A 23,222-nucleotide genomic window follows, 5' to 3' on the forward strand; every position below is an offset into this window, starting at 1 on the left:
GTTCACCCGGCAGGCTTCCCGTTGTCGCTCCGTGGGGCGGTCATCCTGGCGAGGCGTTGCGGGGTGGGCCAGCGGACCTTGGTGGCCCAGCCGAGTTTCTCGAACACCCAAATCACCCGGGCGGAGATGTCGACCTGCCCGCGGAGCACGCCGTGGCGCGCGCAGGTGGGGTCGGCGTGGTGGGAGTTGTGCCACGATTCGCCCATCGACAGGATCGCCAACGGCCAGAAGTTGGCGGAGCGGTCGCGGTTGGTGAACGGGCGGGTGCCGACCATGTGACAGATCGAGTTGACCGACCAGGTGACGTGGTGCTGCAGGGACACCCGCGCCAGCCCCGCCCACAGGAACGCGGTCAGCGCGGCCCACCACGAGCCGCCGATCACGCCGCCGAGCGCCGCGGGCACCAGCACGGTCGCAGCGACCCAGACCGGGAACAAGCGGTCAACCATCCGGATGTCCGGGTCGGCGGCCAGGTCGGGGGCGAACCGGGCGACATTGGTCTTGTCACGGCCGAAGAGCCAGCCCAGGTGCGCGTGCCAGAACCCGTGGGCCAGCGCCAGCGGCGAGGTCCCGAACAGCCAGGGGGAGTGCGGATCGCCTTCGCGGTCGGAGAACGCGTGGTGGCGTCGATGGTCGGCCACCCAGGCGATGACCGGACCCTGTGCCGCGAGGCCACCCGCGACCGCGAGCGCGATGCGCAGGCCGCGGTTGGCGGCGAACGCGCCGTGGGTGAAGTAGCGGTGGTAGCCGACGGTGACGCCCAAGGTCGTCAGGACGTAGAAACCCGACGCGATCCCGATGTCGAGCCAGCTCAGCCCCCAGCCCCACACCAGGACCACCACCGAGACCAGGGCGAGGAACGGGGCGAGCAGGAAGATCCGGATGGTGACGAGCTCGGACCGGGAGTGCTCGCCGGAGAGGATGGGTTTCGGGCCGGCGGGGAAGGGTTGTGGCGGCGAGGCGTGTTCGGTCGTGGTCATGACGGTGCCGATTCGAGCGATGGGACGGATGGGTCGGTTTCCCCCAGGGGAGAGCGGTCTTCGTTTCCGCGCCGGGCGGGCGCGGCGATGGCCTCGGCTCGCGAGGTGTGGATGGCCAGTTGTTCGTGCAGCCGGGTGATCTGGATGGGGCGCCAGGTCGCGCGGGTGGTGGCGACCACCCGCAGGTCGGTGTCAGGCGCGGCGTGGCGGTGTGCGGCCAGCAGGACCTGCAGTCCCGCCGAATTCAGGAACCGCACCAGCGAGAGGTCCACGACCAGCCGCCGCGGTCTCCGACTCAACGCCGATGCGAGCGCCTCGTGCACCAGAGGGGCGGTGTGCAGGTCCAGGTCGCCGTCCACGAGGAGCACCAGCGCCTGCCCGCATTGCTCGGTCGCCACGGTCAGCAGGGGGTTTCGGCGGATCGGGGGCTCGCGCCCGCCGGACATCCCGACGACACCGAGCTCCGTCCCGCCGCCGGTGTGACTGAGTGCAGCGGGGATGGCCGGTGGCGTGACTGCCGGTGATGGACGACGAAGACGAAGATCGAGTGTTAAGAGTTTCACGATCAGGCTCCTGAACTTGCCGACCGCTACTGATCCTCACCGCTGTGACGACGAGCGCGCGGCCGATGGACAGATGCGGCCGTCGTTGGCGGTCGATCGTCGCGAGGGCAGGGGCTGGGCGCTCCGGCGCTGTCACCTGGATCATACCGCGATGCCGAGGCCACAGCGGCGTTTCCGGGCCGGTTTCTGCTTTGTGTCAACGACCGGGGACAGCCAGGTTGGCTGATCGAGACAGGGCATCTGCCCGGCCCGCCGGCACCGACCCTGTCGGCAACCTCCGCGGCCAGCGACGCCGGAGACAGCGCGCGGTGAAGGAACGGCGAAGCAAAGGCCGGGTCGACCAACCACTGCTCGCCCCACCGGAGGTGGCCACGTAGTCGTGTTCCAGCAGCGTCGTGCCGCCCACCGCGGATCCCATGCACACGCCTACCCGCCACGGTCCGCCACTTCGACCTGCGCGACGCGGACCTCATCGCTCGGCCTGAACCGCCGGCACGGACTGCGGCGGCCGAGCGCATCGTCCGACCCAGCCGGACTCGGCTCCGGCGTGGCCGGTCCCGCACTGTGACGGTGGCCTGGCCGCCAACTGCGAGTCTCATGTGCACAGAGAGCACGCGAAATTGATCAAGGAAGCATCAGAGCGGCCGGCGATCTTCCTGTGCCGGGTGCTGCAATCCTCTTCGGAGCCAATTTCCGGTGGAACGCGTTCTACGTCCGCGATGCCGCGAGGGCCCGCACGGTTGGGTACCGCTCAGTCACGCACATCCCACCGGGAACGATGCACTCCCCGCCGGAAAGACCGTGCCGCCGCATCGCCGCCCGGTAACCTTTCCGCCGCTCCGTGGCGCCGGGCGAGTTGCCGCCGTCGATGTGGGCGATCCGGGCGTGTCCCAGCTCGGCCAGGTGGTCGACCGCGAGCTCGATCCCCTTGGCTTCGGCGGTACGGACGACGTCGATACCGGGTTCGGCGATGCTGCGCGCCACCACGACGGTGGGCAACCGATCGGCAAGCTCCGCCAGCCAGGCACGCGGAGATTGGGGCGCGAGCAGGATCAGCGCCTCGCACCGGTCGGCGAGCAGGGTGTCCACCGCACGCTCTTCGCCACGCGAGGCAGCCATACCACTGAGGACGACGTCGTACCCGGCGTCCTCGGCGGCGGCGTAGATGCCCTCGAGGAGGTCGGCGTGGAAGGGCTGCTGAATCCCGAACATCACGCCGAGCAGCTGCGATCTACCCTGCCTCAGCACCCGAGCGCGGGCGTCCGGGACGTAGCCGAGCTCCTTGGCGACCTGGAGGACTTTCCGCCGGTTCGCCTCACTGGCTCCGGAGGCGCCGCGCATGACGATGGAGACGAGCGCCGTCGAGACTCCCGCGTGCCGGGCGACGTCAGCCAGCGTTACGCGTCGTGGCCGTCCGACGGCTCGCTGATCACCTGCTGTCACGTCGCACCCCCTCGGCCACACCCGGCACGCCCAGTCACACAACGAGCGGACATTCTCACACATGGCCCGCGGAATTCGCGGACGACAACACCCTCGGCGAAATCTCCCCGCCTTCATGACCGACCGCGCCGAGGTCGAGCGCTGGAAGCAGACCTTCCCGCCGGACTTCGGCGAAGTCCAGGGCGCGCCGAGCCCGGCCGGCTCGGCCTGCACCCAGGGCGTGAACCGCCCACGCCACCGGAATCTCTTCCCCGTCACGCCGATGCCGCGCGCTGCCTCCGGTGCGCCGCCATCCGGACCGGCGAGTTGACCGCGCCGTCGCCGGCGTAGCCACCGATCCGCTGCACCACTTCGAAGAACACCCGTCCGCCCAGCACGACCGTGAAGAAGTGCAGCAGTTCGCCGTGCTCGTCGCGGTCGTAAAGCACCGAATGCTGCCGCAGGGCAGTGAGCAATTCGGGGTCCGGGGCCAGCCGGGCGTCGAGGTCGTCGTAGTAGTTGCCCGGGATGTCCAGCATCGGCGCCTCCAGCTCGCGCATCCGGCGCGCGCTCGCCAGGGCGTCGTCGGTCGCCAGCGCGACGCGTTGGGGCTCGCGGACGCCCGGCGCCCAGTCTCCGCGCCGGAGCAGGGCCGACTCGAGGGCGATGCGGACGCGGCCGGACGGGTCGGCCACCGTCCGGCTGCGCACCAGCCCGAACGGCGCCGCGAACTCCGTCACCGGCTCCGGTTCGAGACCGAGGACCGCGCGGTAGAACAGCGCTGCCTCGTCGAAGTGGTCGAACGGCTGGGTGAGGGCCAGATGGTCGATCCCGGTCACGCCGGCGCCCCCGCCTGCCGTCGAGGTCTCCGTGAAGTCGCCGAGCCAGCTGTCGGCGATGTCGGCGCCGGTCCGGCAGAAGAACACCGATGTCCCGTCCGGCGCGGCGATCGCCGACAGATCCGCTTCGTCCGCGCGGTGATCGCGCGGCAGAATCGGCGCGAGCAGGCGCTGGGCGCGCCGGGCCGAGGCGACCGGGTCGGCGCTCTCGACGGCGACCGCGCCGACCGACGCCCCCGCCGAAGATCCGGAGCTGTTCAGCAGGATCCGCGCGTCTCCCTGCCGCCACAACCGGACCGGCTTGGACCGGTGGTGACCGGTTTCGGTGAAGCCGAGCCCGCTCAGCGCCTTCGCCAGCGCCGGCTCGGTCAAGTCGTCCACCGACAGCTCGACGAACGCGTGGCCGGCCAGCGCCGGAGCGGGCGGGAGCTCGGCGACCCCGAGCGTCTCCTGCAGGCCGAGCAGCGACCGCATCGCGTCGACGGCCGCCGGTCCCGGGTCGGCCTGGCGGAAGACGTCGTTGAACACCTCGAGCGACAACGGCCCGCGGTAGCCGGCCGCGAGCACGTTCCGGGTGAACGCGGTCAGGTCGAACGCGCCCTGGCCGGGGAAGAGCCGGTGGTGCCTGCTCCACTGCAGGACGTCCATCTGCAGCCGCGGCGCGTCGGCCAGCTGCAGGAAGAACAGCTTCTCGCCGGGGATCGTGCGGATCGCCGCCGGGTCGCTGCCTCGCGACAGGATGTGGAAGCTGTCCAGGCACAGCCCGAGCGCGGGGTGGGCGGCGCGGCGCACGATGCGCCACGAATGCTCGTAGGTGTTGACGAACCGGCCCCACGCCAGCGCTTCGTAGGCGATCCGGATCCCCCGGGCAGCGGCGCGCTCGGCCAGCAGGTGCAGCTGCTCCGCGGCGAGATCGTCGTCGTCGACCGCGTCCGGGGACACCGTCGAGCACACCAGCATCGTGTCGGCGCCGAGGGAGTCCATGACGTCGAACTTGAGCTCCGCGCGCCGGAGGTTCCGCGCGAGCACGTCCGGCGGCACCGCTTCGAAGTCGCGGAACGGCTGGTACAGGTCGATCGACAGGCCCAGCTCGGCGCAGTGTTCACCGATCTCCTTGGCCGACCACGAAGAAGCGACGAGGTCGTTCTCGAAGATCTCCACCCCGTCGAACCCGGCGCGGGCGGCCGCGGTCAGCTTGTCCTCCAAGGTGCCGGAGAGGCAGACGGTGGCGATCGAACGGCGGGATTCAGTCGAGGACATCGGCGGGCTGCCTTTCCAGAGGAGTGGTGAGCGCGGCGAAGTGCTCAAGCATCCGCGCCGCGTCGGGTTCGGCGCCGGTGAACAGGTCGAACGCTTCGGCCGCCTGGAACACCGCCATGCGGCCGCCGTCGAGGACGCGCGCCCCGAGCGCACGGGCGGTGCGGACCAGTTCGGTTTCGAGCGGGCGGTAGACCACCTCGGCGACCCAGAGGTCCGGGCGCAGCAGCCCGGCGGGCAGCGGCAGCCCCGGGTAGGCGGCCATGCCGGTCGGGGTGGCGTGCACGAGCCCGTCCGCGGCGCCGACCGCCGCCTCGAGGTCCGTTCCCGCCGACGCGCGGCCGGCGCCGAACCGGCCGGCGAGGGTACTGGCCCGCTCCGCAGCCCGGCTCGCGTCGAGGTCGAACACCTCGACGTGGCCGGCTCCGGCCGTGAGCAGACCGTGGGCCACCGCCGCGCCGGCCCCGCCCGCGCCGAGCACCACGACCGCGCCGAGGTCCACACCGGGCAGTCCGGTCCGCAGGCCGCGGGCGAAGCCGGACCAGTCGGTGTTGTGCCCGATCGCGCGGCCGTCCTCGAACACGACGGTGTTGACCGCGGCCAGCGCCGCCGCGTCGGCCGACAGCTCGTCCAGGTGCGCGAGCACCACCTGCTTGCACGGGTGCGTGATGTTCAACCCGCGGTACCCCGCATCCCGAGCCACGGCCAGCATCGGACCGACCGCTGCGGCCGGGACGTCGTGGTCGTCGAGATCGAAGCGGGCGTAGACCAGCTCCAGCCCGAGCCGGCGGGCCTCGGTCTCGTGCAGTGGCGGGCTGAGCGACGGTCCGATGCCCGCGCCGATCAGGCCGGTGAGCACCGTGCCCGGCGGCGTCCGCGCCGCGTGCGCACGGATCGCGTCGGCGGCTGATGACAAGGTCACGAGCACCCCCATAATGTACGAACTAGTACGTTATTTGTACCTCACGGTGTCGCCGCCGTGAAGAGCCTCGTATCCGCGGCGACGTCCTAGAGTGGGCACATCAGCTGAAGCGAGGAAGGAAGTCCGTGGCAGCACCGACGTCGGACGACGTGGCGAAAGGCGGGCCCGAACGCATCCGCGACGCCGACCGGACCCGTACCGAAATCCTGGACACCGCCGCCCGCGAGTTCGCCGAAAAGGGCTTCGACGGCGCTCGGGTGGACGAGATCGCCGCGAAAACCCGCACCACCAAGCGGATGATCTACTACTACTTCACCAACAAGGACCAGCTGTTCGTGGAGGTGCTCGAACGGGCCTACACGGTCATCCGCTCGCTCGAGCAGAACCTCGACGTCGAGCACCTCGACCCCGCCGAGGCGATCCGGCAGCTCGCCGGGCTCACCTTCGACCACCACGAGTCGCACCCGGACTTCGTGCGGCTGGTCAGCATCGAGAACATCCACCGCGCCGAGCACATCGCCCGGTCGAAAGCGCTGTCCAACCTGGCCAACCCGGCCCTCGACGTGCTCACCCGCATCCTCGCCCGCGGCCGGGAGACCGGACAGTTCCGCGACGACGTCGACGCGCTCGACGTGCACATGGCCATCAGCGCGTTCTGCGTGTTCCGCACCGCGAACCGCTACACGTTCAACGCCATCTTCGACCGCGACATGCTCGATCCCGCACACCGCGACCACCACCGGCGCATGGTCGCCGACATGCTCGTCAGTTACCTGACGACGCGCTGAGCCGCACGACCCGGTCGGCGACGGGCGGATACCGGGCCAGCACCGCCGGATCGTGCCCCGGCACGATCAGCCCATCGCCGGCCAGCTCTTTGACGCGATCGAAGGCGCCGTACACCCCGGTCATCGAGTGCAGCAGCGGCGCCGGGCGGTCGTCCTCGATGTTTTCGCGGAAGTGGGCGGCGTCCGAAGCCAGCACGACCGGACCCGCGGCCGTCTCGACCCGCACCACCTGCATCCCGGCGGTGTGCCCGCCAACGAGGTGGACGCTCAGCCCGGGCACGACCTCGGTGTCGCCGTCGACCAGGTCGGCTCGCAGGTCTTCGAGCGCCACTTCGTCGAGCAGCCACCGTTCCCGCTCGATCCGCTTCGCCCACGGGCCGGTCCAGTAGTCCAGTTCGGACCGCTGAACCACGAACCGCGCGTTCGGGAACTCGGCCACCGTGCCGCAGTGGTCGTAGTGCAGGTGCGTGAGGACGACGTGACCGACGCTCGCCGGATCGACGCCGAGCGCGCTGAGCAGCCGGACGGGCTCGACGTAGTCGAGTCCGGGGACTTCCCGCGCCCGCGCGGCCCGGATCCCCGCGTCGACGAGCACCGTGTGCTCCGGCGACACCGCCAGCCAGACGTAGTAAGCGGTCGGATGGGGTTCCACGGAATCCTCGCCGTAGCCCAGGAAGTGCTCACCGCGGTACCCCGTCCGCCGGCCGTAGCACAGCGCGTAGACCTCGAACTCGCTCACTGCGCGACGCCGACCTCACTGCGTGCCGGTTCCTTGAGCCCCAGCTGGGCGGTCGGCACCCGGTAGGTCTCCTTGCCGGTGGCCACGGCGATGATGTTCACCAGGCAGAGCGCGGCGGTGAAGACGGCGACGCCCAGCCACGCGCCCCGGCCCGTTCCCGTGACCCCCACCGCGATGGTGGGCAGGAACCCACTGACCGCGAACCCGATCTGGGTCCCGATCGCGGTGCCCGACAGCCGCACCCTGGCGGGGAACATCTCGCCGTAGAACGACGGCCAGACGGCACTCGTGGCGGTGTAGACGATGCCGAACATCCCGATGCCGACGACGAAGATCCAGAGGTAGCTGCCGGCCGCGATGGCGCCAAGGTACGGGAAGATCAGGATCGCGCAGCCCAGCGAGCCGGCGATGAAGATCCGCTTGCGCCCGAAGCGGTCGGAGAACTTCGCCCACAGCGGGATCGACACCACGGCGGCCACGTTGGCCAGCACCCCGACCCACAGCATGGGTGTCCTGCTCAGGCCGACGGTGTTCACCGCGTAGCTGAGCGCGTAGACGGTGAAGATCGTGCTGACGGAAGCGATCAAAGCGGCCACGACCACGCGCAGGACGTCGGCCCAGTGGTCCCGCAGCAGCACGGCCAAGGGGAGCTTCACCACCTCGCCGCTCGCGACCTCGTCCCGGAACACCGGCGTCTCGTCCAGCGACCGGCGGATGTAGTAGCCCACCAGCACCACGATGGCGCTGAGCCAGAACGGCACCCGCCAGCCCCAGGACAGCAGCTCTTCCTGCGGCAGGGCGGCGACCGGCAGGAACACCGCCGTCGCGAGGATCTGCCCGGCCTGCGTACCGCTGAGCGTGAAGCTCGTGTAGTAGGCGCGCCGGTGTTCCGGCGCGTGCTCCAGGCTCATCGAGTTCGCGCTGGCCTGCTCACCGCCGGCGGACAAGCCCTGCAGCAGCCGCAGGACCACCAGCAGGATCGGCGCGGCCACGCCCAGCGTGCCGTAACCGGGCAGACAGCCGACGAGCACAGTGGACAGACCCATCAGCAGGAGAGTCGCCAGCAGCACGCGTTTGCGGCCGAACTTGTCGCCGAGGTGCCCCAGCAGCAGCGCCCCGAGCGGCCGCGACACGTACCCGACGCCGAAAGTCGACAGGGCCAGTAGCGTGCCCGTCGCCGGAGACGAGGCCGGGAAGAAGATCTTGTTGAAGACCAGCGCGGCCGCCGTGCCGTAGATGAAGAAGTCGTAGTACTCGAGCGCGCTGCCGATCCACGCGGCCAAGGCGGCCTTGGCGGGCCGTCCCGCGGGTGGGGCGCCTGCTGCGCCGTCCGGACGATCGGTCACGTCAATCTCCTCCGCGGGTGCGCCACTGCAGTCCAAGTAACTAACCGGTTAGGTATGTACCGTACGGTTAATTAGAGAGATTGAACGGCGCCGACGGGCTTGTCAAGTGCCTGAACCTCGGTCGCCCGCAGCGCAACCCACTCCTGGGCACTCCGCAGCGGCACCGCCGGTCAGCCGGATCTCTTCGTTGCCGAGGCCGGCCTGCAGCCCCCTGGAGGCCGCAGGACCGTGTCATCGATGCGGCGTTCGCCGCGCAGCTGCACCACCGTGGCACGTCGGCAGGCGATGGGGGCGAGGTGCAGTACCCCTGGGTGACCAGGGGGTTCGGTCTCGGCGATGAACGGGCGGACATCGGCACCGTGGTCGGGGTAGGGGTCTTCTGCCGCGCCGGGTCGAACGGCACGCGATGCCCCTGGAGGCCGCAGGTCGACGCGGGGGTGCTCGTCGGGCGGCAGGTCGCGACCGGCACGTCCAGCCACGGGGTGCGCACCCCACCGGCGGCGCTGCCGCACTGGTCGGTGACAGTGCTACCGGTGGCGTCGACCTGGACGCGGTGGTGCGATCCACTCCGCAGCCGCCCACCGATCCAGCTGCACCTGTGCGGCGTCGCGCAGGTGACTGGCCGCGGGCGGTCAGTCACCTGCGATCGAGGTCCACCGGTTGGTCATGTTCATCAGCCCGACCGCGACGCTGCCGCCGAAGTGGCGCCGGGCCGCGTGCCTGCGGTGCTTCACGGCACATCAGCCTTCTCCGCGGCTCGAACGGTGGCGTCGGCGTCCTCGCGGGTCAGGTAGCCGTCCCGCAGGTTCTGCGCCGTGACCCGGCGGACCGCGTCGACGTAGCTCGTGTGCGTCGGGTACAGGCCGCGCAACGTGGTTCCGTCGAACGGGATCCAGGTGCCGCCCTGCGCGCAGGCGCTGTCCCGGTCCGGGGTGAGGCCGGTGTTCCAGCCCGTGTTGCGTTCGGTCGGCACGGCGACCGCTGCGAGCCGGATGCCACCCTTGACGATCTGGTAGGCGTCCCGGTTCGCCGTGGCGGGCCGGGTGCCCGTGTCCGTCACCTCGATCCGCGGCCCGGCGGGTGGCCGGACGCCGTCTCCGGTCCAGCGGACGATGTGGTCGAACATCGCGTCGAGCACGTACTCGTAGGGCACGTTGCTGCGCGCCGGCGCCACACAGGGGGCCGTCGGCCCGGCGAGCAGACCGGACACGCCGGCGTCGCGCAGCCGGATCGGGTTGTTCACCAGGTAGGCGTGCCGGTCGGAGTGGGAAGCGCCGGCGATCTCCCAGGAGACGAACCGATCGGTGTCCGGCTGGCGGCGGGCGGCCTGGTTCGCGAGCACGTCGTACTCGCTGGCCGTCTTGAACACCTTCGTCGTCAGGTCGGTGCGCACTCCGACACCGCCGTCGACGATCGCGATGGCGTCGTAGACCGGCGCGATCGGGTGCACCGAGTTCGCGTAGGTGGTCAGCCGCGACGCCGACTGCGACTGGCCGGTCGCGATCAGCGTCTCGACCTTCAAACCTGGCAACGGGTTCGCACCGCGGGGATGCCGGAGTGCCTGCGCGACCTGACTGAAAACGTCGTAGGACAGCGAGTCGTCGGTGACCGTGCCGCCGTCGGTCAGGTCGAGCGTGCCGTACCGGTGGGGGCTCCACGCCTTCAGGCCCTGTCCGGAGTGGACACCGGCGGCCTGCGCGCTGACGCCGACCCAGGCGTAGCCCGCGTCGAGCAGGTGCCGGAACGACCGGCTCCACACGACCTCGTAGTCGAACGTGTTGGTCACGTTGTACCACTCGACCACGGCCGTGCCGTTGAACTTCCTCGGCGAGACCGGGCGGCGGACCACGATGCGGGTCCGGTACTCGTGACCGCCGTCGATGACCGAGCCGGTCGCGCCGTCCGGGGTCGTGTACCGGTTGGCGGTGCCCTCGACGAAGTACTCCTCCTCGACGTACCCGCGTGCCCGCAGGTTCTGGTCCGTGGCGAAGAACGGGTAGCCGTGCGACGGGTCGCCGGGTGGGGCGGTGGCGGGGATCGGCCCGGTCACCAGCGGGCTCGGCGCGGCCGCCGGGACCGCGCGCGGCGGCTCGGTGGCCGCCGCGGGGCCGGTCACGAGGCCGGCCAGAAGTGTCACGACGGTCAGGACGACGGTCTTCATGCGCCCACTCCTCCTCGATCCGAAGGAGGTCCACCAGGCGGACCGGATGAACCGTTCAATGGTTGGAAAGATAAGCCCAGGCTTTACGCTGACGCAACATCCGGCGTATAAGTAACTATCTAGTACGTTCGCGTTTGGTCGTCCCGTCACCTCCCCCAAGAAGGCTGGGTGCCCATGCTCACCGTCGAGCACGACGCAGCGACCAGAACCCCGAAGCGCCTTGGCCCGGGGGCGCACCTGACCATCTCGACCGCTTGCCTGTCCGGCACGCTGGAGGACAAGCTGTCCGCCGCCGCGGCGGCGGGTTTCGACGGTGTGGAGATCTTCGAGAGCGACCTCGTCGCATCGCCATGGTCGCCGAGCCGGGTGCGAGGGGAGTGTGCCCGGCTCGGCCTGTCGATCGACCTGTACCAGCCGTTCCGCGACTTCGAGGCCGTGCCACCGGACGTGCTCGCGGCCAACCTCCGCCGGGCGGAGCGCAAGTTCGACGTGCTGGACCACCTGGGCGCGAACACGCTGCTGGTCTGCTCGTCGGTGTCGCCGCACGCGGTCGACGACGACGGCCTCGCCGCCGAGCAGTTGCACACGCTGGCCGAGCGGGCCGCCGCCCGCGGGCTGCGGATCGCCTACGAAGCCTCGGCGTGGGCGCGGTTCGTGAACACCTGCGAACACGCGTGGCGGATCGTGCGGAGCGCCGGCCACCCCGCGCTGGGTCTGTGCCTGGACAGCTTCCACGTGCTGTCCGGCGGGGGCTCCCCCGCGACGCTGCGTGGCCTCCCCGGGGAGAAGGTGTTCCACCTGCAGCTCGCGGACGCGCCGCGGCTCGGCACGGACGTGCTGGAGCAGAGCCGGCACCACCGGTCGTTCCCCGGTCAGGGCTCGTTCGACCTCGCCGCCTTCCTCGACGAGGTGCTCGCGACCGGATATGCGGGACCGGTGTCACTCGACGTGGCCAACGACGTCCTGCGGCAGACCGACCCGTGGCACGCGGCCGTCGACGCGATGCGTTCCCTGCTCGCCCTGCGGGACCCGGGCGCGACGCGGGAGTCCGGCCTGCCGCCGGCGCCCCGGCTGGGCGGGCACGTGTTCACCGAGCTGGCCGTGGACGAGACGTCGGGACCGGCGGTGGCAAGCGTGCTGACCGGGCTCGGGTTCACCCACGCCGGACAGCACCGGTCCAAGCCCGTCCAGCTGTGGCAGCAGGGCGAGGCCCGGATCCTGCTGAACTACGCACCACAACGGACGGTCGCACCGGGGACGGCGTCGATCTGCGCTCTGGCGGTGGAGAGCGCCGACCCGGCGAGCTCGGCCCGGCGAGCCGAGCGCCTGCTCGCGCCCGTGCTTCCCCGCGCCCACCGGCCCGAGGAGGCGGACCTCAGCTCGGTGGCCGCGCCCGACGGAACCGCGATCTTCTTCTGCCGCACCGGCGACGAGCACGGCTGGCTCGGCGACTTCACGCCCACCGGCGACGCGATCGCCTCGGGCCTGCTCACCGGAACCGACCACGTCTCGCTCACCGAGCCGGTCGACGACTTCGACCAGACATCGCTGTTCTACCGGGCCGTGCTGGGCCTGCGGCCCGGCGACACCGTCGAACTGGACGCGCCGTTCGGGTTGATCCGCAGCCGCGGGGCGAGCGACCCTGCCGGCCACGTCCGGATCACGCTCAACACCGCACCACTGCGCCGCGGCGACTGGGCGCCCGCCGTGCCGAATCCCCAGCACGTCGCCTTCACCACCCACGACGCCGTCGCCGCGGCGAAGGCCATGCGCGCCCGGAACGCGGCTCTGCTGCCGATCCCCGAGAACTACTACGACGACCTGGACGCCCGCCTCGCCCCGGCACCGGAGCTGCTCGCCGCACTGCGCGGGCTCTCCATCCTCTACGACCGCGACGAGCACGGCGAGTACCTGCACTTCTACACCGAGATCGCCGGTTCCCGCGTGTTCTTCGAGGTGGTGCAACGCCTCGGCCGCTACCGCGGGTACGGCTCGGCCAACACGCCCGTTCGCATGGCAGCGCACCGCAGACGCCGGCTCCGCACGCTGCGGGAAGCGCAGGAACCACGGCACCAGCACGACTATTCGCTGGCCCACCTCACCGCGTTGCCCCTGTCCCCGCCGGAGCTGGTGGAGGCCGCGGCGAGCGCCGGCTACCGCTACGTCGGCCTGCGCCTGACCCGCGTGACGCCCCAGGAACCGCACTACCCCCTGGCGACCGACCCCGCGCTCATGCGCTCCACCAAGGCCCGGCTCGCGGCCACCGGCGTCGACGTCCTGGACATCGAACTGGCCCGCATCGGTCCGCACGACGAGCCGCGTGACTTCCTGCGCGTGCTGGAGGCCGGCGCCGAGCTCGGTGCCCGGCACGTCATCACGCAGCTGCCGGACCCGGACCCGGTCCGGAAGGTCGACCACTTCACCGAGCTGTGCGACCTGGCCCGGCCGCTCGGCCTGACCCTCGACCTCGAGTTCCCGTCCTGGACCGAGACGGCCGACCTCGCCGAGGCGGTCCGCGTGCTGCGCGCCGCGGACCGGCCCAACGCGGGCCTCCTCATCGACGTGCTGCATTTCGCCCGGTCCGGTTCGAGCGTGGCCGAGCTGCGGAACCTGCCTCGCGAATGGTTCCACTTCGCCCACGTCTGCGACGCCCCCGCGGAGGTCCCCACCAGCACGGCCGGGATCATCCACACCGCCCGCTTCCAGCGCCTGTTCCCCGGCGAGGGCGGCCTGGACGTGGCCGGCATCCTGGCCGCACTCCCCCCGGACATCCCGTACGCCCTGGAGATTCCCCGCGCGACGCTCGTCGCGCAGGTCGGCGCCGGCGAGCACGCCCGGCTGGCGCTGGCCACCGCCCGCCGCCACCTCGCGTCGCACCCCGCCGAGGAGGTTCGCCGACGTCTCGCGCGCTGACGGCAAGACCCATGGTGGCTCGCACCCGGGGTACGGCATCGCGTGCTTCGGCGAGAGAAGCCGTTAGCGCGGCGCACGACGCCTGACGGGACTCATCCATTGCCCGCGTCACGGATAGCGTCGCGAGCCCGGCCGCCGGCGTGGCGCGCGGCCAGGTAACCGAAAACCAGCCCGGCCCCGATCTGGCACCCGGCGCCGGGGTACTCGGAGGCGGTCATCGACGCCGCGTCGTTGCCGCAGGCGTAGAGCCCCCGGACCGGCTCGCCATCGGCATCGAGGACTTCGGCGTCGGCGCTCGTGCGCAGGCCGAGGGCGGTCGCCAGCGGGGTCGGAACGACAGCGATCGCGAAGAACGGCGGCTCGTCGAGAGAACCGAGGTTCGGGTTGGGCCGGTGGCCCGGATCTCCGTACTGACGACCGTAGGGACTTCGGCCCTTCCCGAACTCCGCATCAGTACCCGTGAAACCCGCGCGGTTCGCCGCCGCGACCGTCTCCCGCAGACCCGCCGGGTCGACGCCGATCGCCCGCGCCAGCTCCTCGACAGTCTGTCCACTGTGGAGGTACCCGTCGTCGATGTGGCGCCGGAGCACCGACGGGCGGGCGTGCGGCCGGATCATCCCCAAGCCGTAGCTCTTCAGCGTGCGCGCGTCCAGCACCAGCCACGCCGGGATCGCGTCCTGCGTCGCGTACATCGCCCGGGTGAAGCGGTGGTACGACACCGACTCGTCCACGAACCTCCGGCCCGCGGCGTTCACGGCCACGATGCCGGGCTTGGCGCGGTCCCAGATGTGCGGGAACACCGCCGTGGAGCCGTCCGGGCGGCGGCCGATCGAGCTCGGGAACCACAAAGCGTTCTCGTCGCGGGGTTCGGCCAGAGCCGCGCCGGCGGCCCGAGCCAGCGTGAAGGTGTCTCCGGTGGCGCCTTCGGCCGCCGGGGTGAACTGCGGGACCGGCGGGGGCAGGTACGCCGCTCGCAGTTCGGGGCTCGCGGAAAATCCGCCCCCGGCCAGGATGCCACCGCGGCGGGCGGCGACGCGCACCGTCCGTCCCCGGTAGGACACGACGGCACCGGTCACGCCGCCGGCGTCGTCGGTCACCAACTCCGTCGTGCGGGCGGTGAACCAGACCTCGCCACCTCGGCGAACGAGCTGGTCGTAGAGAGCGGCGACCAGTGCGTTGCCCATCGTCAGGCGGGTTCCGCGACGGTACCGAAGCCGGTCCCGTGCCCAGCGCGTGCCGAGCCGGAGGGCCACGGCCAAGCCTCGCACCGAACCGTCGAACACCTTGACGAGCTGGTCGGCTTCGCGCCTGCGGAGCATGAGCGTCCCGCCGAACAGCGCGAATTCCCGCACCGGCCGGCGGACGCGCTCGAAGCGTCCACGACCCAGTCGCCGGGCGTCGAAAACCCGTGGCTCGAGCGCCCGGCCGATCCCGGACCCGGGCAGTTCCGGGTGGTAGTCGACCACGCTCGCGGAATGCCGGAAGCCGATCCCCATCCGCTCGAGGTGGTCGATCGCCTCAGGGCCGCGTCGCAGGTAAGCCTCCCGCAGTTCGCGCGGCGCGCGGTCGCCGACGAGCGCGTCGAGGTACCGGCGGGCCTCTTCGGTGTCCGCATCCGGGTCGGCCTGGTACCGGTGCCCCGGAATCCAGGCGGTACCCGCCGAGTAGGCGCTGGTTCCGCCGAGCCACTCCGTCTTTTCCAGTACCAGAACGGAAAGCCCCTCGCCGGCCGCGACGACGGCCGCCCCCAGACCCGCGGCTCCGGAGCCCAGGACGAGAAGGTCGGTCTCGTGGGCGGTCACGAGCCTGCCGCGAGCACCGTCGGCAGGATCGAAGGCGGTATCGGTCCCTTGTTGCGCCGGCCCTGCGTCGTCTCTTCCCAGGCGTGGGCGAGTATTCCGACGCTGCGGCTCAGCACGAACAACCCCCGCGCGAGCGGCGGCGGGAAGCCCAGCTCGGCGTAGATCACCGCGGTGGCTCCGTCGATGTTCATCGGCACGGGCTTGGCCCGCCCGGCGTTCAGCAGCGCTTCGACCGCGAGCGCGGCCCGCAGGTGCCTTCCCGCGACGACCCCGTCGGCGACGGCGGCCTCCACCAGCGCCAGCAACGGGTCGCGGCGTGGATCGCGCGGGTGGAAGCGGTGACCGAAGCCGGGCAGGTAGCGGCTGCGCTTCCGGAAGTCCGCCACGACCGCCTCGGCGGCGGCCTCCAGCGCGTCACCGGCGGCTTCGCGCTCGACGATCAGCGACAGCAGTTCCACGCACTGCTGGCCGGCACCGCCGTGCGAATCGCCCAGTGCGTTCACGCCGGACGCCATCGCGTTGTTGAGGCCGACCCCGCAGGTCGCGGTCATCCGGGCGATCGCGATGGACGGGGCTTGCGGGCCGTGGTCGACCGAAGCGACCATCGCGGCCTCGAGCAGCGCGGCTTCCCGTGGCCGAGGACTCGTTCCGCGCACCATCAACCAGATCGTGGCGACGAGGCCGTAGGTGCCGATCAACTCCTGCACGGGTATCCCGCGCAGCTCGACCACTCCGGGCGCCATCCGGCAGATCCCGTTGGCCCACCAGTCCGCGACGCTTGCTTCGCTGTCCATGTCAGTCCTTGTCCGCGGGCGTGAGCGACGGTTCCGGGGCCGGCCGGGGAATGGGTGTGCCGGCGGTCCACCTGCGGGCGAGCTCGACCGCTTCGTCGTTGTGTTCGCCCAGCAGCGGCGGGCGCGTGGCCGGACGCAGCGGCTCGCCGTCGAGCAAAACGCCGTTGCCGCTGGCGCGCAGGGTCCGCCCGGACTGACCGGGAAACGGCAGTTCGGTGAAGAAGCCACGGTGGGCGAGCTGTTCGGACTCGAGCGCCTGCGGCACGGTGAGGATCCTGGCGGCCGGCACGCCCGCGTCGGAGAGCAACCGCTCCCATTCGAGGGCGGGCCGCGCGCCCAGGGCCTCGTTCAGCTCGGCGTCGAGCTCCGCCCGGTGGGCCTTGCGGTCTTCCCGGTCGGCGAAGCGGGGATCCGTGACGAGGTCCGGGCGCCCGACCAGCGCGCACAACGTGGCGAACTGCTCCTGCCGGTTCGCCGCGATGTTCAGCGGCCCGTCCGCGGCGAAGAACGTGCCCGAGGGCGCGGCCGTGGCGTTGTCCCGGCCCATCGGGACGGGCGCGACGCCGCTGATGACGTAGTTCGACACCGCCCAGCCCATGGCCGAAATGGACGCTTCGAGCATCGACAGGTCCAGGAAACACCCTTCGCCCGTGCGGTCCCGGCCGACCAGAGCCGCCGCAATGGCGAACGCGGCCATCAGCCCGCCGACCGTGTCCGAGACGGGGAAACCCACGCGCAGCGGCGCGGTTTCGGGAGTTCCGGTCACGCTCATCATGCCCGAGAGGCCCTGGATGATCTGGTCGTAGGCCGGCGCCTGGCTCATCGGTCCACTTTGGCCGAATCCCGAGATGGCGCAGTACACCAACCCGGAATTGAGGGTACGCAGCCGGTTCCAGCCGAAACCCAGCCGATCGAGCACCCCCGCCCGGTAGTTCTCGAGGACGACGTCCGCGCCGCGGACCAGGTCCTCGAACAGCGCCTGCTGACCGGCGTCCTTGAGGTTCAGCTCGATCGACTTCTTGCCGGCGTTCTGCGCCAGGAACGACGCACCGATCCCGGCGCGGTTCAGGACCGCGTCCGGACCCAGGTTCCGGGCGAGGTCACCCGTCCCCGGCAGCTCGACCTTGACCACCTCGGCACCGAACAGCATGAGCTGGTAGCTGCAGTACGGTCCCGCGAGGACGTTGGTCAGGTCGAGCACCCGGATACCGCGAAGCGGTCGTTTCGTCATTCCCTCTCCTTGTCCCAGACAACGAGCCCCGGCCGGAGTCAGCCGGCGAACGGATAGTCGAAACCCCGCTCGCTCATCCGCGAAGCGGACTCGGTGAGATCAGCGACGAACTCGGCGATCCGGTCTTCGGAGAACCGGACGGTGGGGCCGCTCAACGACAACGCGGCGGCGACAGCACCGTTCTTGCCGAGGACGGGGACCGCCACGGCCGACAGACCCGCTTCGCGTTCGCCGTGACTCACCGCGTACCCCTGCTCCGCCGCCTCGGTCAGTCCTTTGTGGATACTGTCCGCGTAGTCGGCACCGGCCGGGGAACTGCGCGCGATCCTCTTCAGCAAAGCAGGAGAAGCGTCGCGGAGCAAGACTTTCGACGAAGCGCCGCCCCACAACGGGAGTTCGTCACCGACCCGCACGACGTGCCGCAGCGGCTGCGGGCTTTCCTGCTGCGCAACGCAAACCCGGTACATGTCCCGTCGCACGTAGAGGTTCACCGTCTCCCGTTGCCGGTCGCCGAGTTCGCGCATCAGCTGCATCATCTCCGCCGGCAGCTCCCAGCTCTGCCGCGCGAGGTGCGCCCACCGCCACAGCCCGGGTCCGGCCATGTAGCCCTTGCTGGTCGACCACAGCAACCCGTTGAGCTCCAACGTCTGCGCCAGGCGGATCGCCGTCGTCTTCGCGAGACCGGTCGCCTTCACGATGTCGGAGACCGTGACGGCGGGCCGTTCGTCGGTCAGCAACCCGAGGATGTCCAGTGCGCGCTGGACACTGCGCACACCTCCCTCACCGGACGAGCCCTCTCGCTCCTCGGCCCCGTCAGCCTTCATCGGTGCACACCCCTTCGTCGCCTTGCGGTCCCCGGCCGGTGGACCAGTTCGCAACAGTTTCAGATCCCGCTCTTGCCACCGGCAGGTGGCTGACCGTACGTTACACGGAGTCCGCAGAGCGGTCCAGATGTGCCGTTTGATGGTTCACAAGGGAGTGTGGCGGTGCTGGAGCGAATCCTCGAAGCCGCGAAATCCGATACCCCGATCGAGGCCGCCGCGTTCGTCGCCGGCCAGTGGTCCCGCGACGGGTCGCCGGCCGAGCGCATCGGCCCCTACCTGCGCAAAGTCGCCACGACGTCGTTCACCGCGGACGACGACCAGGTCGCCCGCGCCGTCCGGTACGCCGCCGGATCCGCGCCCGTCGTCGCGCGCTTGGCCCCCGCGACCCGCGCGGCGATCCTCGAACGCGCGTCACGGCTGGCCGAAGACCACCGGGACGACATCGCCCGGCTGATCGCCCTCGAGCTCGGGAAGCCGCTCAAGGACGGGCGGGGCGAGCTCGACCGCGTTGCCGACACCTTCGCCGTCTGCGCCGCCGAAACCCGCCACATCGGCGGCGAGAACCTGCCCGTCGCGGGCTGGGAACGCGGGGTCGGCAACACCGCCCTGACCTACCGCGCGCCGGCCGGGGTCGCCCTGGCGATCACCCCGTTCAACGCGCCGGCGAACCTGCTCGCGCACAAGCTCGGCGCCTCCTTCGCCGCCGGCAACACCACCCTCGTCAAGGCTCCGCCGCAGGCACCGGCCACGACCGCGGCCGTCGTGGCGCTGCTGCTGGAGGCGGGCATGCCACCGGAAGCGGTGCAACTGCTGCACGGCGGTGGCGACGTCGGCGCCGCACTGTGCGCGGCGCGCGAAGTCGCCGTCATCAGCTTCACCGGCAGCGCCGAAACCGGCAACGCGGTCGCCCGCGCGGCCGGGGCGAAACGGCTGGTGCTCGAACTGGGCGGCAACGCCGCGACGCTCGTGTGCGCGGACGCCGACCTCGCGCTCGCCGCCAAAACCTGCGCCCGCACCGGTTACAGCAACTCCGGCCAGAGCTGCATCTCCGTCCAGCGGGTCTACGTGCACCGCAGCCGCTTCGAGGACTTCCTCGCCGCTTTCCGCACCGAGGTCGCAGGCCTGAAGGTCGGCGACCCGCTCGACCCGGCTACCGACATCGGCTCGATGGTCGACGACGAAGCCGCCGCCCGCGTCGAAAAATGGACCGCCGAGGCGGCGGCCGGCGGCGCGCGGGTGCTGCTGGGCGGCACCCGCGACGGCGCGACCCTGCTGCCCACCATCGTCGCCGACCCCGCGCCGGACGCGACCGTCGTCGTCGAGGAGGTGTTCGGCGCCCTGGTCGCCGTGCTGCCCTTCGACGACCTCGACACCGTCATCGCCGCGTGCAACGCCAGCCGGTTCGGCCTCCAGGCCGGGATCTTCACCCGGGACATCGGCGCGATCTTCACCGCGTGGCGGGAGCTGCAGGTCGGCGGGCTGATCGTCAACGGCTCGTCCAACTTCCGGCTCGACCACGTGCCCTTCGGCGGGGTCAAGGACTCCGGCTTCGGCCGCGAGTCCCCCGCGCCCATGATCGACGACTACACCGTCGTCAAGACCCTCGTGCTGCGCAACCTGTCCATCTGGGGCGAGCAGTGACCGAACCCGCCGAACGATAAGAGGAGTTCGACTTCGATGACCCACCCCGCCGCGACCGTCACCGCCGCCGAGGCGCTCGTCCGCCAGCTGGAGTCCTATGGCGTCGAGTACGTCTTCGGCCTGTGCGGGCACACGAACATCGCGCTGCTGGACGCGCTGGGCCGCAGCCGCATCGAGTTCGTGATGGCCCGCCACGAACAGGCCGCGGCCCACGCCGCCGACGGCTACGCCCGCGCGTCGGGCAAACCCGGCGTGCTGCTGGTGCACGTCGGGCCGGGCATGATGAACGCGGTCACCGGCGTGGCGACCGCGGCACTGGACTCGGTGCCGCTGATCACGATCTCCGGCGACATCCCGTCCTACTACCACGGCCGGCACCCGCACCAGGAAGTCAACCTGCACGCCGACGCCGACCAGACGGCCATCTACCGCCCCTTCGTCAAGCGGGCCTGGCACGTGCACCGCGCCGAAGACCTCGCCCGGTTCACCGAGCGCGCGTTCTGGACGGCGACGTCGGGCCGTCCGGGGGCGGTTCTGCTCAACGTCCCGATGGACCATTTCTCGCGCGAAGTCCCGCTCGCCGAGTACCCGCTCGTGGCCCACACCGCGAAGCCCGCGTTGTCCGATGTGGACGCCCACCGGATCGCCGAGGTCCTGGCCGGAGCCGAACGCCCGCTCGTCTACCTGGGCGGCGGCCTGCGCTCACCCGAGGGTCGCGCGGCACTGCTCGAACTGGTGGAGCACCTGGACATCCCGGTGGCGCACTCCCTGATGGCCAAGGGCACCCTGCCCGACCGGCATCCCCTCGTGATGGGCATGACGGGCTTCTGGGGCCTCGAGCTGACCAACGAGTACACCCGCAAGGCCGACGTCGTCCTCGCGCTCGCCACCCGGTTCGCCGAGACCGACGCCAGCTCGTGGAACTCGGAGTACACCTGGGCGTTTCCGCCGGGCCGGCTGATCCAGATCGACCTCGACGCAGCCGAGATCGGCCGCAACTACCCCGTCGAGATCGGGGCGGTCGCCGACGTGAACCACGCCGTCCCGGCGATCACCGCCGCCGTCAAGGCGCTCGTGGCCGAGCCCGTCGACCGCACCGGCGTCCGCGAGCAGATCGGCACGGCCCGGGCGGACCTGTTCGCGGCGAGCCGGGAACGCGGCCGTAGCACCGACTTCCCGCTGCGGCCGGAGCGGATCCTCGAGGACCTGCGCACCACGCTGCCGCCGGACGCCGTGCTGGTCACCGACGTCGGCTGGAACAAGAACGGCGTCGCCCAGTGCTACGAGCTGCCCGAGCCGGGCCGGTTCATCACCCCGGGCGGCGCGTCCACGATGGGCTTCGGCCCGGCGGCCGCGGTCGGCGTCCAGCTGGCCCAGCCGGACCGGGTCGTCGTCGCCCTCGTCGGCGACGGCGGGATGAGCGCCCAGCTGCCCGCCGTGCCCCTGGCCGTCGAGCAGGGCCTGCCCGTGCTGTTCGTCGTGATGAACAACAAGGCCCACGGCACCATCGCCGACCTGCAGTCCCACAACTTCGGCCGGAGCTTCGGCTGCGAGTTCCGCGACCGCGACGGCAACCCCTCGTCCCCCGACTTCGCGGCTTTCGGCCGCGCCTGCGGCGCCGACGGCTACACCGTCGACCGCCCGGAAGACCTCGCCACCGCACTGCACGAGGCGATCGAAAACCGACGCCCCGCCGTGCTCGACGTCCCCATGGTCAACGAACCGGTCCCGACCCCCGGGCACTGGAACATCAACGACATCTACCAAGGCGTCTTCGAATGACCGCCGCCACCGCACACAACGGAGTGTCCCCGATGAACCCACGCGGAATCAGACGACTGCTGGCCTCGATGACCCTGCTGGCCGTGGGAGCCGCGGCCGCTTGCAGCGCACCCGGCAGCTCGTCGCCATCCACCGCGGACAACAGCGGTCCGATCAAGATCGCGGTGGTCAACGCGCAGAGCGGCCAGCTCAGTTCCCTGGGTGCCTGGGAGTACAAGGGCGCGAAGCTGGCGGTCGACCAGTGGAACGCCAAGGGCGGCGTCAACGGCCGCAAGATCCAGCTCGACGTGTTCGACGACGCCGGCGACCCGACGGTCGGCACCAACCTGGCGCGCAAGATCTCCAGCGAGGGCTACATCGCGATGATCGGCACCGCCGAGAGCGCGGTCACCGTGGCGATGGCGCCGATCCTGCAACAGGCGAAGATCCCGAGCATCACGTCCGGGCAGTCGCCGTCGATCATCGCGGTGAAGAGCCCGTTCCAGTTCCTCAACGGGCCGACCAGCACGACCTACGACGAGACGCTCGCGAAGTACCTCGTGGACCAGAAGGGCCAGAAGAGCATCGCGTTCGTCACGAACAACGGCTCCTACGGCAAGGGCGAGCACGACGCGTTCGGCAAGGCACTTGCCGGCCGCGGCGTCGCGCCGGTCGACGACCAGGTCGTCACCACCGACCAGAAGGACTTCAGCGCCGCGCTGACCTCCATCCGGCAGAAGAACCCGCAGGTCCTGTTCGTCGGGACCGAGGAGGTCGAGGCGGGGCTGATCGTCAAGCAGGCCCGCGAGCTCGGCATCACCGCGACGATCGCCGGCGCCGCCCCGATGGGCACGACGGTGTACCTCACCACGGCCGGCGCGAGCAACGCCGAGGGCACCGTGGTGAGCAGCCCGTACCTGAGCAACGACACCAGCGACGCGGCCCGCCGGTTCGGCCAGGCCTACAAGGCGGCGTTCAACGAGGACGCGGAGCTGCACGGAGCCAAGGCCTACGACGGCACCAGCATCTTCCTCACCGCGCTCAAGACCTCGGGCGGCGCCACCGGCCAGCAGCTGGCCGACGCCATCCGCGGCACCAAGTACCCCGGCCTGCTCGGGAACTTCACGTTCGACCAGACCGGGGTCGGCATCCACGCCACGTCGATCGGTGTCATCACCGGCGGCAAGCTCGTCGCGGCTCCCGCCAGCTGACCCGCCTTCAGGGGCCGCGCCACCGGTG

17 protein-coding genes and 2 pseudogenes are annotated in these 23,222 nt (G+C 71.1%); 6 read left to right on the top strand and 13 right to left on the bottom strand.

Annotated elements, in window-relative coordinates:
* Positions 1 to 2: 2 nt before the first annotated feature.
* The 5 genes from QRY02_RS18785 to QRY02_RS18805 form a co-directional block, all read right to left on the bottom strand.
* Positions 3 to 980: an acyl-CoA desaturase gene (locus tag QRY02_RS18785; RefSeq protein ID WP_285992832.1), complete on the bottom strand. Its 978-nt coding sequence runs from the start codon at positions 978 to 980 to the stop codon at positions 3 to 5.
* Positions 977 to 1,378, bottom strand: coding sequence for an STAS domain-containing protein (locus tag QRY02_RS18790; protein ID WP_285992833.1), 402 nt, complete (start codon positions 1,376 to 1,378; stop codon positions 977 to 979). Before QRY02_RS18790 ends, QRY02_RS18785 begins: the two co-directional genes overlap by 4 nt.
* Positions 1,379 to 2,251: 873 nt before the next feature.
* Complete coding sequence (locus QRY02_RS18795; protein WP_353069561.1) at positions 2,252 to 3,103, bottom strand: LacI family DNA-binding transcriptional regulator; 852 nt, start codon at positions 3,101 to 3,103, stop codon at positions 2,252 to 2,254.
* A 137-nt stretch (positions 3,104 to 3,240) separates the two neighbouring features.
* Entirely contained in the window at positions 3,241 to 5,064 is a 1,824-nt protein-coding gene (locus QRY02_RS18800) for a bifunctional sugar phosphate isomerase/epimerase/4-hydroxyphenylpyruvate dioxygenase family protein (protein ID WP_285992834.1), read from the bottom strand.
* On the bottom strand, positions 5,051 to 5,977 hold the full coding sequence (locus QRY02_RS18805; protein WP_285993865.1) for a shikimate dehydrogenase: 927 nt from the start codon (positions 5,975 to 5,977) through the stop codon (positions 5,051 to 5,053). The genes QRY02_RS18800 and QRY02_RS18805 overlap by 14 nt, the downstream gene beginning before the upstream one ends.
* A gap of 131 nt (positions 5,978 to 6,108) precedes the next feature.
* Between QRY02_RS18805 and QRY02_RS18810 the strand changes: the two genes are divergently transcribed.
* Entirely contained in the window at positions 6,109 to 6,771 is a 663-nt protein-coding gene (locus QRY02_RS18810) for a TetR/AcrR family transcriptional regulator (RefSeq protein WP_285992835.1), read from the top strand.
* Here the strand turns inward: QRY02_RS18810 and QRY02_RS18815 are convergent.
* The 4 genes from QRY02_RS18815 to QRY02_RS18825 all read right to left on the bottom strand — a co-directional run bounded on the left by QRY02_RS18815 (position 6,749) and on the right by QRY02_RS18825 (position 11,017).
* Entirely contained in the window at positions 6,749 to 7,510 is a 762-nt protein-coding gene (locus tag QRY02_RS18815; RefSeq protein WP_285992836.1) for an N-acyl homoserine lactonase family protein, read from the bottom strand. The two genes, QRY02_RS18810 and QRY02_RS18815, sit on opposite strands and share 23 nt — an antisense overlap.
* The gene (locus QRY02_RS18820; protein WP_285992837.1) at positions 7,507 to 8,856 is read right to left on the bottom strand and encodes an MFS transporter; all 1,350 of its coding nucleotides are present in this window, start codon (positions 8,854 to 8,856) and stop codon (positions 7,507 to 7,509) included. Before QRY02_RS18820 ends, QRY02_RS18815 begins: the two co-directional genes overlap by 4 nt.
* 67 nt (positions 8,857 to 8,923) lie before the next feature.
* Positions 8,924 to 9,496 carry an alpha/beta hydrolase domain-containing protein gene (locus QRY02_RS48635; RefSeq protein ID WP_353069274.1) on the bottom strand — a complete coding sequence of 191 codons (573 nt, stop codon included), beginning with the start codon at positions 9,494 to 9,496 and terminating at the stop codon, positions 8,924 to 8,926.
* Between the two features lie 90 nt (positions 9,497 to 9,586).
* Positions 9,587 to 11,017, bottom strand: coding sequence for an alpha/beta hydrolase domain-containing protein (locus QRY02_RS18825; RefSeq protein WP_285992838.1), 1,431 nt, complete (start codon positions 11,015 to 11,017; stop codon positions 9,587 to 9,589).
* A gap of 174 nt (positions 11,018 to 11,191) precedes the next feature.
* On the opposite strand from QRY02_RS18825, the pseudogene QRY02_RS18830 reads away from it, so the two are divergent.
* Both QRY02_RS18830 and QRY02_RS18835 read left to right on the top strand, forming a co-directional pair.
* Positions 11,192 to 13,057: pseudogene (locus tag QRY02_RS18830) on the top strand (bifunctional sugar phosphate isomerase/epimerase/4-hydroxyphenylpyruvate dioxygenase family protein); the annotation flags it as partial.
* Positions 13,058 to 13,159: 102 nt separating this feature from the next.
* Positions 13,160 to 13,930, top strand: a pseudogene (locus tag QRY02_RS18835) (sugar phosphate isomerase/epimerase family protein); the annotation flags it as partial.
* Positions 13,931 to 14,022: 92 nt separating this feature from the next.
* Here the strand turns inward: QRY02_RS18835 and QRY02_RS18840 are convergent.
* From QRY02_RS18840 to QRY02_RS18855, 4 genes are read right to left on the bottom strand one after another with little or no spacing between them, the layout of a single operon-like run.
* Entirely contained in the window at positions 14,023 to 15,732 is a 1,710-nt protein-coding gene (locus QRY02_RS18840) for an FAD-dependent oxidoreductase (RefSeq protein ID WP_285992839.1), read from the bottom strand.
* Positions 15,729 to 16,526 carry a citryl-CoA lyase gene (locus QRY02_RS18845; protein ID WP_285992840.1) on the bottom strand — a complete coding sequence of 266 codons (798 nt, stop codon included), beginning with the start codon at positions 16,524 to 16,526 and terminating at the stop codon, positions 15,729 to 15,731. Before QRY02_RS18845 ends, QRY02_RS18840 begins: the two co-directional genes overlap by 4 nt.
* 1 nt (position 16,527) lies before the next feature.
* The gene (locus tag QRY02_RS18850; protein ID WP_285992841.1) at positions 16,528 to 17,757 is read right to left on the bottom strand and encodes a CaiB/BaiF CoA transferase family protein; all 1,230 of its coding nucleotides are present in this window, start codon (positions 17,755 to 17,757) and stop codon (positions 16,528 to 16,530) included.
* Positions 17,758 to 17,795: 38 nt separating this feature from the next.
* A complete protein-coding gene (locus QRY02_RS18855; protein WP_285992842.1) occupies positions 17,796 to 18,581 on the bottom strand; it encodes an IclR family transcriptional regulator in 786 nt (261 codons plus the stop codon).
* Between the two features lie 162 nt (positions 18,582 to 18,743).
* On the opposite strand from QRY02_RS18855, the gene QRY02_RS18860 reads away from it, so the two are divergent.
* Genes QRY02_RS18860 through QRY02_RS18870 form a run of 3 tightly spaced genes read left to right on the top strand, consistent with a single transcriptional unit; the run spans position 18,744 to position 23,194 of the window.
* Positions 18,744 to 20,222: an aldehyde dehydrogenase family protein gene (locus QRY02_RS18860; RefSeq protein ID WP_285992843.1), complete on the top strand. Its 1,479-nt coding sequence runs from the start codon at positions 18,744 to 18,746 to the stop codon at positions 20,220 to 20,222.
* Positions 20,223 to 20,258: 36 nt separating this feature from the next.
* A complete protein-coding gene (locus QRY02_RS18865; protein ID WP_285992844.1) occupies positions 20,259 to 22,004 on the top strand; it encodes a thiamine pyrophosphate-binding protein in 1,746 nt (581 codons plus the stop codon).
* A gap of 32 nt (positions 22,005 to 22,036) precedes the next feature.
* On the top strand, positions 22,037 to 23,194 hold the full coding sequence (locus QRY02_RS18870; RefSeq protein ID WP_285992845.1) for an ABC transporter substrate-binding protein: 1,158 nt from the start codon (positions 22,037 to 22,039) through the stop codon (positions 23,192 to 23,194).
* Positions 23,195 to 23,222 lie beyond the last annotated feature (28 nt).

It is taken from the genome of Amycolatopsis sp. DG1A-15b (assembly GCF_030285645.1).
Lineage (GTDB): Bacteria > Actinomycetota > Actinomycetes > Mycobacteriales > Pseudonocardiaceae > Amycolatopsis.

Coding starts and splice junctions, on each gene's coding strand:
- QRY02_RS18855 (WP_285992842.1), bottom strand. CDS start 18,581: ATGAAGGCTGACGGGGCCGAGGAGCGAGAGGGCTCGTCCGGTGAGGGA.
- QRY02_RS18870 (WP_285992845.1), top strand. CDS start 22,037: ATGAACCCACGCGGAATCAGACGACTGCTGGCCTCGATGACCCTGCTG.
- QRY02_RS18865 (WP_285992844.1), top strand. CDS start 20,259: ATGACCCACCCCGCCGCGACCGTCACCGCCGCCGAGGCGCTCGTCCGC.
- QRY02_RS18795 (WP_353069561.1), bottom strand. CDS start 3,103: ATGAAGGCGGGGAGATTTCGCCGAGGGTGTTGTCGTCCGCGAATTCCG.
- QRY02_RS18785 (WP_285992832.1), bottom strand. CDS start 980: ATGACCACGACCGAACACGCCTCGCCGCCACAACCCTTCCCCGCCGGC.
- QRY02_RS18845 (WP_285992840.1), bottom strand. CDS start 16,526: ATGGACAGCGAAGCAAGCGTCGCGGACTGGTGGGCCAACGGGATCTGC.
- QRY02_RS18850 (WP_285992841.1), bottom strand. CDS start 17,757: ATGACGAAACGACCGCTTCGCGGTATCCGGGTGCTCGACCTGACCAAC.
- QRY02_RS18800 (WP_285992834.1), bottom strand. CDS start 5,064: ATGTCCTCGACTGAATCCCGCCGTTCGATCGCCACCGTCTGCCTCTCC.
- QRY02_RS18825 (WP_285992838.1), bottom strand. CDS start 11,017: ATGAAGACCGTCGTCCTGACCGTCGTGACACTTCTGGCCGGCCTCGTG.